Below are 7088 nucleotides of genomic sequence, written 5' to 3' on the forward strand. Positions count from 1 at the left end.
GACTTGCCCGGTAGGGAAGAATGACACCGTGAGTCGGATTGTGATCATCGGTGGCGGCCCCGCCGGATACGAGGCGGCGCTCGTCGCCGCGCAGCTCGACGCGGACGTCACGGTCGTGGAGGCGGACGGCGCCGGCGGCGCCTGCGTGCTGCACGACTGCGTCCCGTCCAAGACCTTCATCGCCAGCTCCGAGGTCGTGACGAGCTACCGGGACACCGAGGAGTTCGGCGTCCACTACGAGGGCGCGGGCACCGTCACCGTCGACGCCGCCGCGGTCCACGGCCGGGTGAAGCGGCTGGCCCTGGCGCAGTCCGGCGACATCCACGCAAAGCTGATCAAGGCCGGGGTCACCCTGGTCAAGGGCACCGCGAAGATGGGCGACGACACCCTCGGCCACACCCACCGGGTGCGGGTGCGCCCGGCCGACGGCGACGCCGAGTACGCCATCGACGCGAGCACCGTGCTGATCGCGACCGGCGCGACGCCGCGGCGGCTGGCGAGCGCGCTGCCCGACGGTGAGCGCATCCTGACCTGGCGCCAGGTGTATGACCTGCCCGCGCTGCCCGAGCACCTGATCGTCATCGGCTCGGGCGTCACCGGTGCCGAGTTCGCCTCGTCGTACCTGGCCATGGGCGTGCCGGTGACCCTGGTGTCGTCCCGCGACCGGGTCATGCCGCACGAGGACGCCGACGCGGCGATGGCGATCGAGCGGGTGTTCCGGGCCCGCGGCATGACGATCCTGAACAATTCGCGGGCCGACGCGGTCAAGCGGGTCGGCGACGGCGTCGAGGTCACCCTGTCCGACGGCCGGGTGGTCACCGGCTCGCACGCGCTGATGGCGGTCGGCTCCATCCCGAACACCACCGACCTGGGCCTGACCGAATACGGCGTCAACGTGGGCCCCGGCGGTTACGTCACGGTCGACCGGGTGTCGCGCACCAACGTTCCCGGGGTGTACGCCGCCGGCGACTGCACCGGCGTGCTCCCGCTGGCCAGCGTCGCGGCCATGCAGGGCCGGATCGCGATGTGGCACGCGCTGGGCGAGGCGGTGGCCCCGCTGCGGCTGCGCACCGTCGCCGCGAACGTCTTCACCGACCCGGAGCTGGCCACGGTCGGCGTCTCGCAGGCCGACGTGGACAGCGGCAAGGTCCCGGCCCGGCAGGTCATGCTGCCGCTGGCCGGCAACGCCCGCGCCAAGATGGCGGGCCTCGACGACGGCTTCATCAAGCTGTTCTGCCGCCCGGCCAGCGGCATCGTGGTCGGCGGCGTCGTCGTCGCCCCGCGCGCCAGCGAGCTGATCATGCCGCTGACCATGGCCGTCGAGAACCACATGACGGTTGACCAGCTGGCCCACACCATCACCATCTACCCGTCGCTGAGCGGCAGCCTCGCCGAGGCGGCCCGCCAGCTGATGCAGCACGACGTCGAGTAGGCCGCCACTTCATCGCAACTCCAGTTACCATAACTGGAGTTGCGATGAAGGTGATTCGGTCTAAATCAGACATTGCGCTGACCGTTTTGTTCCGGCGTCCCAGATCTCACATCGTTTACGCAATCGCAACGCTTGCCGCGTAGCGTCGGGACATGGCGGACCTTTTCGAGGATTACCCGCTCGGACCCGGCTGGGACGAGATGTTCGGGGTTCCTGGCGAGCCCCGGCCCACCTACGAGGCGCTGCACGCGACCCTGCGCCCGCTGGCCGGCGGCGAGCTGCGGATCCGGGCCGAGGTGCTGGCCAGAGCCTTCCTCGACCAGGGCATCACGTTCGCCCTCAAGGGCGTCGAGCGGCCGTTCCCGCTGGACATCGTGCCCCGCATCATCGCCGCCGAGCAGTGGCGGCACGTCGAGGCCGGCGTCGCCCAGCGGGTGCGCACCCTGGAGGCGTTCCTGGCCGACGTGTACGGCGAGGGCAACGTCCTCAGGGACGGCATCGTGCCCCGGCGGCTCATCGTGACCAGCGCCCACTTCCACCGCGAGGCGGCCGGCATCGTGCCGCCGAACGGGGTGCGCGTGCACGTCGCCGGGGTCGACCTGATCCGCGACGAGGCCGGTGAGTTCCGGGTCCTGGAGGACAACGTGCGCACCCCGTCCGGGGTGAGCTACGTGATGGAGAACCGGCGCGCCATGGCGCACGTGCTGCCCGAGGTGTTCGCGCAGACCCGGGTGCGGCCCGTCGAGTCGTACCCCGGCATGCTCCTGCAGGCCCTGCGCGCCTCGGCACCGGCCGGAGTGGACGATCCGACCGTGGTGGTGCTCACCCCGGGCGTGCACAACTCGGCGTACTTCGAGCACGCGCTGCTGGCCCGGGAGATGGGCGTGGAGCTGGTCGAGGGACGCGACCTGGTCTGCGCAGGCCACGAGGTCGCCATGCGCACCACCGCGGGCGAGCAGCGCGTCGACGTGATCTACCGGCGCATCGACGACGAGTTCCTCGACCCGGTGCACTTCCGGGCCGACTCGATGCTCGGCTGCGCGGGCCTGCTCAACGCCGCGCGCGCGGGCAACGTCACCATCGCCAACGCGGTCGGCAACGGCGTCGCCGACGACAAGCTGCTCTACACGTACGTGCCCGACCTGATCCGCTACTACCTGGGCGAGGAACCGCTGCTGGCCAACGTGGAGACGTACCGGCTGGACGACCCGGACGTGCGCACCCACGTGCTGAGCCGGCTGGACGAGCTGGTGCTCAAGCCGGTCGACGGCTCCGGCGGCGCGGGCATCGTGATCGGCTCGCAGGCCACCGAGGAGCAGCTGGAGCACGTACGCCAGCGCATCCGGCTCGACCCGCGCGGCTGGATCGCCCAGCGTGAGGTGAAGCTGTCCATGGTGCCGACGCTGATCGAGGACCGGCTCCGGCCCCGGCACGTGGACCTGCGGCCGTTCGCGGTCAACGACGGCAACCAGGTCCGAGTGCTGCCCGGCGGGCTGACCCGGGTGGCGCTGCCCGAGGGCGCGCTGGTCGTCAACTCCAGTCAGGGCGGCGGCTCCAAGGACACCTGGGTGCTGCCCGAGCCCGGCTCCCCGGCCGAGGACTGGCAGGACCCGTTCCCCGGGGAGATCGCGGTCATCCCGTCGCCACGCCGCCCCGACCCGGGGCCCGGCCAGTCCGGCAACAACCAGCAACAGCAGCAGCAACAGCAGGCACGCGCCGACGGGAGGGTTCAATGCTGAGCCGGATCGCCGAATCGCTGTACTGGATCGGCCGCTACGTCGAGCGGGCCGAGGACACCGCCCGCATCCTCGACGTGCACCTGCACCGCATGCTGCAGGACCCGTGGACCGACGAGGAGCAGGCCTGCCGGTCGCTGCTGTCGGTCATGGGGCTGCCGATCGGCCCCGACGAGAGCGCCAGCCTGCCCGGCGTCGTCGAGCGCCTCGGCCTCGACCTGACCAGCACCAGCTCGGTGCTCGGGGCGCTGGCCGCCGCCCGGGAGAACGCCCGCGGCGCGCGCGAGACGGTCAGCGCCGAGATGTGGGAGTGCCTCAACACCACCTGGCTCGGCCTGGCCGGGTCGCGCCGCCGCATCGAGGAGGGCGGCGTGCACCAGTTCTTCACCTGGGTACGCGAACGCTGCTCGGTGCTGGCCGGGCTCGCCGACGCCACCATGAGCCGTGACGAGGGCTGGCTGTTCCTGGTGCTGGGCCGCAGCGTGGAGCGGGTCGACATGACCGCCCGGCTGCTGTCCACGCACACCCGCGCGGGCGGCAGCATCCCGAACTGGCTGACCCTGCTGCGCTCGTGCGGGGCGTGGGAGACCTACCTACGCACCTACCGCGGCTCGCTGAGCGACCGGCACGCGGCCGAGTTCCTGCTGCTCGACCGGCTGTTCCCGCGGTCGATCCTGGCCGCGCTGGTCACCGCCGAGTCCTGCCTGGCCGAACTGGAACCCGTCGCGGGCACCACGCGCACCGGCCGGGTCGGCATGGGCACCGACGCGCAGCGCATCCTCGGCCGCGCCCGCACCGACCTGGCGTACCGCTCGCCCGACGAGCTGCTCGCCGACCTCGGCCCGGTCCTGTCCGGCCTGGAACGCACCTGCTCCCAGGTCAACGACGCGGTCTCGGCCCGCTACTTCCGCCAGACCGCCGCCGTCCACTGGCAGGCCGGAGCGGTCGCATGAACCTGTACTCCGTAGAAGGGCGGCGCGCATGACGGTCTCGGGGCCGGGGTGGCGGTTGCATGTTCGGCACAGGACGGGGTTTCAGTACGGGGGGCCGGTGGCGTCGTCGTACAACGAGGCGCGGATGTCGCCGAGCTCGGAGGCGCGGCAGACGGTGCTCGACGCCCGGGTCAGCGTGTGGCCCACCGCCCGCACCTACCGCTACCAGGACTACTGGGGCACCACGGTGACCTCGTTCGACGTCCAGGTGCCGCATGAGGTGCTGGAGGTGATCGCCGACGCGACCGTGGAGACGTCCGGCCCGGCCGCGCTGCGTGCCGACGGCCCGTCCTGGGCGGAGCTGACCGACCCGAACGATGTCGACCGCTGGCAGGAGCTGCTGCTGCCGACCCCGCGCACCGCGCTCGACGAGGAACTGGGCGCGCTCGCCGCGCAGCTGCGCGCCGCGCACGGGCCGGACGAGGCCGCGCTGGCCGTGTTCGACCTGGTGCGGCGGGAGGTGGAGTACACGCCGGGGGCGACCGGGGTGATGACCGACGCGGTGCACGTGTGGCGGCAGAAGCAGGGCGTCTGCCAGGACATCTCGCACCTGTCCGTGGCGCTGCTGCGGGCCATGGGCCTGCCCGCCCGGTACGTCTCCGGCTACCTGCACCCGACCCCTAACGCGCCGCTGGGCAAGCCGGTGACCGGGCAGAGCCACGCGTGGGTGGAGTGGTGGTCGGGGCAGTGGCACGCGTACGACCCGACGAACGGCGTATCGGTCGGCGAACGCCACGTGGTGGTCGGCCGCGGCCGCGACTACGGCGACGTGCCCCCGCTCAAGGGCGTCTACGCGGGCCCCTCCAACACCGGCCAGTCCGTGGAAGTCACCCTCACCCGGGTGCGCTGAACGCCCGTCCAAGATCGCTCGACTTGCCCGGCACCTGTGCGAATCTTGAAGCGTCATTGGCACAGGTGCTAGGCAAGTCCGACGATCATGGTGCGTGCGGCGACCGGGTCGGGGTCCGACGCGACGCGCCGCTGGTGGCCCGCGGCCCGGGCCGGCGGATATGCCGGTCGGGACGGGGCAGGTCTGTTCCATGGGTGAAGATGGCCTCATGCGGTTCCTGTCCGGTGCGCAGCCCGCGCACGATCTGACCTACAGCGATGTCTTCATGGCGCCGAGCCGTTCCGAGGTCGGCTCGCGCATGGAGGTGGATCTGTCCACCGCCGACGGCACCGGGTGCACCATCCCGATCGTGGTGGCGAACATGACCGCGATCGCCGGGCGGCGCATGGCCGAGACGGTGTCGCGGCGCGGCGGCCTCGCGGTGATCCCGCAGGACATCCCGAGCGCCGTGGTGACCGAGGTGGTCGGCTGGGTGAAGCAGCGGCACCTGGTGCACGACACGGCCATCACGCTGCGCCCGCACGAGACCGTCGGCGACGCCATCCACCTGCTGCCCAAGCGGGCGCACGGGGCCGTGGTGGTCGTCGACGAGCAGGGCCGCCCACTGGGGCTGGTCACCGAGTCCGACACGATGGGCGTGGACCGGTTCTCCCAGGTACGCGACGTGATGTCGACGGAGCTGCTGACGGTGCCCGCCACGGCCAGCCCGCGCGAGGCGTTCGACATCCTCAACCAGGGCCGGCGCAAGGTCGCACCGGTGGTCGACCACGAGGGGCGGCTGGCGGGGATCACGACCCGACAGGGGGCGCTGCGGGCGACGCTGTACACCCCGGCGCTGGACGAGAAGGGGCGGCTGCGGGTCGCGGCGGCGATCGGCATCAACGGCGACGTGGCCGGCAAGGCCGCCGAGCTGCTGGAGGGCGGCGTGGACGTGCTGGTCGTGGACACCGCGCACGGCCACCAATCCCGCATGATCAACGCGCTGCGGGCGGTGCGCTCGGTCGATCCGCAGGTGCCGGTCGTGGCGGGCAACGTGGTGACCGCCGAGGGGGTACGCGACCTCGTCGAGGCGGGAGCCGACATCATCAAGGTCGGCGTGGGCCCCGGCGCGATGTGCACCACGCGCATGATGACCGGGGTGGGCCGGCCCCAGTTCTCGGCGGTGCTGGAGTGCGCGGCGGCGGCCCGTGAGCTGGGCCGGCACGTGTGGGCCGACGGCGGCGTACGCCATCCTCGGGATGTGGCCCTGGCCCTGGCCGCGGGCGCGGCGAACGTGATGATCGGGTCGTGGCTGGCGGGCACCTACGAATCGCCCGGCGACCTCTACACCGACCCGGACGGGCGGCGCTACAAAGAGAACTTCGGCATGGCGTCGGCGCGGGCGGTCAGCGCGCGCACCGCCGAGGACTCGGCGTTCGACCGGGCCCGCAAGGCCGTCTTCGAGGAGGGCATCTCCACCGCCAAGATGTACCTGGACCCGGCCCGTCCCGGCGTGGAGGACGTCATCGACGAGATCGTCGCCGGGGTCCGCAGCGCCTGCACCTACGCGGGCGCCACCAACCTGGAGGAGTTCCACGCCCGAGCCCTCATCGGTGTCCAGTCGACGGCGGGCTACACCGAGGGCATGCCCCTGCCCACGTCCTGGTGAGAAGCCACCGCACGGGTCACAGGGTGTTCCGTGTCACCCGGATCAGGTCCGGCGTCCTATAGGGTGGGGCGCATATGGCTACTTATCGAAGTGCTGCAGTGCTGATCTCCGCGGACGGCACGCGAACGTCCGGCTCCGCCGCTCTGTTCACCGAACCCGGCCGTAACGGCGGCGTCCGGCCCTGGGCGGGCGATTTCCGGCCCGCGGCCGACTCCGCGGCCATCAAGAACCCGGTCGGCTTGACCTTGACCCTGGAGATGCCGGACGGCCGTTGCGGCAAGGTGGTCGTCCAGAGCCTCAAGGGCGGCTCCAAGAACACCATCCTCGCCCTGCTCGGCGAAGACCAGGCCCCCTTCTGACCCACCCGGACGCCCTCCCGGCCCCCGGTGGCAACTCTTGAAAAGTCGCGGCCTCAAGGACTCCTTGAGGC

At 71.8% G+C, this 7088-nt stretch carries 6 protein-coding genes; all 6 read left to right on the plus strand.

The genetic code is table 11. From position 1 onward, the window contains the following. The first annotated feature begins 28 nt into the window (after positions 1 to 28). The 6 genes from AB0B35_RS39665 (at position 29) to AB0B35_RS39690 (ending at position 7017) form a co-directional block, all read left to right on the plus strand. Positions 29 to 1432: an NAD(P)H-quinone dehydrogenase gene (locus AB0B35_RS39665; RefSeq protein ID WP_361056342.1), complete on the plus strand. Its 1404-nt coding sequence runs from the start codon at positions 29 to 31 to the stop codon at positions 1430 to 1432. Positions 1433 to 1584: 152 nt separating this feature from the next. Next, positions 1585 to 3171: a circularly permuted type 2 ATP-grasp protein gene (locus AB0B35_RS39670; RefSeq protein WP_361056345.1), complete on the plus strand. Its 1587-nt coding sequence runs from the start codon at positions 1585 to 1587 to the stop codon at positions 3169 to 3171. Beyond that, the gene (locus tag AB0B35_RS39675; RefSeq protein WP_360538430.1) at positions 3165 to 4121 is read left to right on the plus strand and encodes an alpha-E domain-containing protein; all 957 of its coding nucleotides are present in this window, start codon (positions 3165 to 3167) and stop codon (positions 4119 to 4121) included. Before AB0B35_RS39670 ends, AB0B35_RS39675 begins: the two co-directional genes overlap by 7 nt. 28 nt (positions 4122 to 4149) lie before the next feature. Continuing rightward, positions 4150 to 5010 (plus strand): transglutaminase family protein, encoded by an 861-nt coding sequence (locus AB0B35_RS39680; RefSeq protein ID WP_361056348.1) that lies wholly within the window; start codon positions 4150 to 4152, stop codon positions 5008 to 5010. Between the two features lie 208 nt (positions 5011 to 5218). After that, the gene (locus tag AB0B35_RS39685) at positions 5219 to 6658 is read left to right on the plus strand and encodes a GuaB1 family IMP dehydrogenase-related protein (RefSeq protein ID WP_360538426.1); all 1440 of its coding nucleotides are present in this window, start codon (positions 5219 to 5221) and stop codon (positions 6656 to 6658) included. 98 nt (positions 6659 to 6756) lie between these two features. After that, the gene (locus AB0B35_RS39690) at positions 6757 to 7017 is read left to right on the plus strand and encodes a hypothetical protein (RefSeq protein WP_361056351.1); all 261 of its coding nucleotides are present in this window, start codon (positions 6757 to 6759) and stop codon (positions 7015 to 7017) included. Positions 7018 to 7088: the final 71 nt, after the last annotated feature.

Source organism: Catellatospora sp. NPDC049133, assembly GCF_040648455.1.
Lineage (GTDB): Bacteria > Actinomycetota > Actinomycetes > Mycobacteriales > Micromonosporaceae > Catellatospora > Catellatospora aurea.